The organism is Bacillus sp. DJP31 (assembly GCF_049310945.1).
In the GTDB taxonomy this organism is placed as follows: Bacteria; Bacillota; Bacilli; order Bacillales; family SA4; genus Bacillus_BS.
The window spans coordinates 1-3,520 of record NZ_JBMERO010000070.1 but is presented as its reverse complement, the minus strand read 5'-3'; the positions used below and the strand labels follow the sequence as shown (position 1 = coordinate 3,520).

General features: G+C 33.8%; 4 protein-coding genes and 1 pseudogene. 1 reads left to right on the top strand and 4 read right to left on the bottom strand.

Annotation, left to right across the window (positions count from 1 at the left end; translation table 11 throughout):
• Positions 1–808: 808 nt before the first annotated feature.
• The 3 genes and pseudogenes from ACOI1C_RS22345 to ACOI1C_RS22335 all read right to left on the bottom strand — a co-directional run bounded on the left by ACOI1C_RS22345 (position 809) and on the right by ACOI1C_RS22335 (position 1,960).
• A complete protein-coding gene (locus tag ACOI1C_RS22345) occupies positions 809–1,003 on the bottom strand; it encodes a DUF3231 family protein (RefSeq protein ID WP_422512840.1) in 195 nt (64 codons plus the stop codon).
• Positions 1,004–1,670: 667 nt separating this feature from the next.
• Positions 1,671–1,748: pseudogene (locus tag ACOI1C_RS22340) on the bottom strand (YjcZ family sporulation protein); the annotation flags it as partial.
• A gap of 113 nt (positions 1,749–1,861) precedes the next feature.
• Positions 1,862–1,960: a YjcZ family sporulation protein gene (locus ACOI1C_RS22335; protein ID WP_422512839.1), complete on the bottom strand. Its 99-nt coding sequence runs from the start codon at positions 1,958–1,960 to the stop codon at positions 1,862–1,864.
• Between the two features lie 256 nt (positions 1,961–2,216).
• On the opposite strand from ACOI1C_RS22335, the gene ACOI1C_RS22330 reads away from it, so the two are divergent.
• Positions 2,217–2,798: a ferritin family protein gene (locus ACOI1C_RS22330; protein ID WP_422512838.1), complete on the top strand. Its 582-nt coding sequence runs from the start codon at positions 2,217–2,219 to the stop codon at positions 2,796–2,798.
• Positions 2,799–3,059: 261 nt separating this feature from the next.
• Here ACOI1C_RS22330 and ACOI1C_RS22325 read toward each other — a convergent pair whose 3' ends face one another.
• Entirely contained in the window at positions 3,060–3,308 is a 249-nt protein-coding gene (locus ACOI1C_RS22325; RefSeq protein WP_422512837.1) for a hypothetical protein, read from the bottom strand.
• Between the last annotated feature and the right edge of the window lie 212 nt (positions 3,309–3,520).

Here is a 3,520-nt window from a genome sequence, read left to right as displayed (position 1 = left end):
ACAGTACCTTATCGTTTTAAGAAGAAGTAACTCCAAACGCATTCATAATCTGACGAAATTTTTTTTCAATTAAAGTGATTTTTAGATATATCTTTATAAATTCCTTTCAAGGATTTTATAAAGATATATCTTTTTGCAAGAAATTTTGAATAACCTACGATTTTTTTCTAAGCTTTTTAAGGTTTTACTTCCATTATGTTTATATATAGGTATAGATAAGCAAATATTTTTTTCTTCAATTAAAGGCTTCCAATTCTTCCGAAGAGCATATTTGCAAATAGCATCAAAAGAATTGAAATTAATAGAAGCATTAGAAATGTAAAAACTTCCTGTTACTCTTGTAGCCGTCTCTAAAATGACATATTTAAACGGAGAGTGTCCAAAATTACTCCATCTAATGTGAAATTACCTTGTATTTTATATTTTTTCACTATAGATTAAATGTCGCTTTTAATGTTTCTATATTTTTTAGATATCCATTAATCTTAATCTTGTGATCTACATGAGTTAATAATGGAGTGGTAGGAGCTTTTAAACAAATTGGGTGTATAAAAATTTCATTACCTAAACTTGTAACTACTACAGAAAATTCATCATCACCTCAAGTTATCTTATCTTTATTTTAACGAATAAACGTTCGTTTCGTAAATATAAAAAAATCTATAAAGTCCGCTGTTTAAGCTGACCGATAACCCTATTGTAATCAGTAGTTTGCTTCTGACAACAAACCGAGGTAGTGCAATACTCCATAAATAGCTTCCCTCTTTGTCGTCTTTTAATCACATCGACTACACTTTTTTGTAATTTATTAATGCATTCCTATCTTCAGCATTGGAGGTTTCTCAAACCATCCTCTTTCTAACATGAGTTGCGCGCCATCTTCCGAAAACAATAATTGTTCTCCAATCAGTTTTAAATATTGAGTAGATAAATCTCTTCTCATACAAACAGCTTGTCCAGCACCATAAAATCCGACTGCTGCCGATGAAAAAAAATCCCATATGAAACATCATGAGTTTGCCTGAAAACGGGGCTGTCGTTGAATTCGTCACCATGGACTCCCAAGAAATAGGGAAATTTAAATTACTTTCAAGAAAAAACGCACTAAAAACTCCGATTGTTATGTTAGGATTATTCTCTCACGGCTTATTCCATAGTCCAGTTCTTAGTGGATTGATATTTGGGGTTGTCGGTGCAATATTGGGGCATCTTATTGATAGATATGCTTATTAAGAAAAGCGCAAGCGCCCCGTTTAGACCAGGCATAGCAAATGTTCCTAAAAGAAAAAAAGGGTGTTCTTCTCTTTTATTCTTTTAGAGGGTGTTCAAAAAGTCCGGCAAAAATAGCTTCAAATTTCTTCGTCAGCTCGTCTCTCCGCTCCTCACGTATACAAAACATACGCTCCGGTGCTCAAGACTTCGCTTCCTCGAACTTCTTTGCTCTTTTTGTCCTCCTTTTTGAACAGACTCTTTTAGGGTTATTTGACCTAGAGGGTCTGGGCGCTGGAGCTAGACCAAAACCCTGAGTAAAAAAAATGTATACATCTTATCTTTTAAAAAAATGTAAACACCCACTTTTAAAAAAAGTGAGTGTTTACATACCACGCCAATAATATTATCAGATCATTCGAGCTTTAATAGATAGGAATTGCCATTCTTTCAGAAAAGTACTAAAAGCTCACAACTGTTCCAATAATTATTAACAGAATGAACAATACAACTATCAAAGCAAAACTGTTGTTTGATCCAACTAGAGCAACAGGAGTCGGTGCGCTGTATCCATATCCGCAGATTCCAGGTCCAGATCCCCAAAAGCCGTAAGCCATATTCTTTACTCCTAACACACAATATTAAGTTTTAATTAGTAAGATCCTCCACCATAAGAAGCTCCTATAATAATTAATAAGATAAACAACACGACAACCAATGCGAAACCTCCACCTGTACCATATCCAGTCATATCAACACCTCCATTTTCATTTCTTTTTATTGTATGTGTGTTAGTCATTTATTGATATGGATAATATCCCATTTATTCACTATTTAGGTGTTAACCAAAAGACCTACTTTGCAAAAGTAGATTACAAATTAAAAAAAGAACTTCAATTATCATTTACATTTGGTTCACTGAACGAAAATTCCGCACCTATTTTCCACCTTGTACAAACATAGTCTGACCTTTTACATAATCTATAACATTAATGGAGGTGTTATGATTGGATAATGAGAAAAGATTTGAAGAACGTGTGAATAGAGTATTAGATCAGATAATTGCTGGTCGAAATAAATTCAATGAGGTTTCCTGTTCAGCAGGACTCCCTTATCCTTCCATCCGTTTTAAAAAAGATCCGAAACAGGCTCAAATTTTATTAGATTTATACGCTGGAGCAATCAGTGAATTTACCGCTGTAAACTCATTTCGCTACCAATTCCTTGAAGCTGAACCTGAAAACCCTGTCTTTAGTCGATTGCTTAAATGTGTGACATTGAATGAGGAATTCCATGTGCGTACACTAGCCCGATTAATTGATAGATTGGGAGGCAACCCGAAATATTACAATTCAGAAAAAGAATTTTGGGATGGCTCTTTAGCTATTTATGGAACAGGTGTCAGAGACCGTCTTATGGGCGATATTGAGGCAGAAAAGGGAATCATCCAGCTTTATGAAGAAACAGTAGATAAACTAACTGATCCAGAGGTCATTAGCTTAGTAGAACGATTAGGATTAGATGATGTCTTTCACCTTGAACTCTTCCAAGAAGCGTTAAAACGATTTGAAAATGGAGAATTCCGATAACTTGATCAAATCATTTTACAATTGAAATGAACAAGTGTATTGAAACAGGGCATTTTCGGTGCTCTGTTTTTTGTTATAAAGGAAATAATTCAATATCGTTTAACCTTTATTACGACGTAGCATACGCATAAACAAATAAATAAGCGAATTGACCCTCCTACTAGGAAGTTACCCCCTTTATTCCTTCTATTTATAATAAAATCAACGTTTGACTCAAGGGCATTCGCACACTCGTTTTCAACAAATTTGAAAATAGTAATCTTAGAAGGAGAGAAAGGATGAAAAAAAATGGGGAGAAACTATAAGAACAAAAGATTTTGAGTCACTACCTTGTTTTTTTCCTTCCTCGATTGAAGAATCTGTTGTTATTTCCTCAGATTTGTTTGAACTACTCGAATCTTCTTGTTCAACTATATCTGTTTTACCTTTTACTATATGTTCTTGTACACATCCGCTTAAAAGAAAGAAAGTTAAAAAACTAAGAAGAACAAATAGGTTACCGATATCCATCTAGTCCTCCTTTTTACGTTAGTTTCAAGTATATACTAAGCTTTAATAATAGGTTACCCCATGAACATTTATTGATACTTTTGCTGGTGTTTATGATTACTCTATGTTAGGGAACAAATTTCAAAAACCAAACTTATGTATACATATTACATTGCTGCATATTCTTTTATGAAGTGAAAAATGGAGGTGTGAAAATGGTTCTTCAGTTTCAG

Bases quoted from the DNA above. Each gene is read 5' to 3' on its own strand.
- ACOI1C_RS22335 (WP_422512839.1), bottom strand. From the start codon at position 1,960: ATGACTGGATATGGTACAGGTGGAGGTTTCGCATTGGTTGTCGTGTTG.
- ACOI1C_RS22325 (WP_422512837.1), bottom strand. From the start codon at position 3,308: ATGGATATCGGTAACCTATTTGTTCTTCTTAGTTTTTTAACTTTCTTT.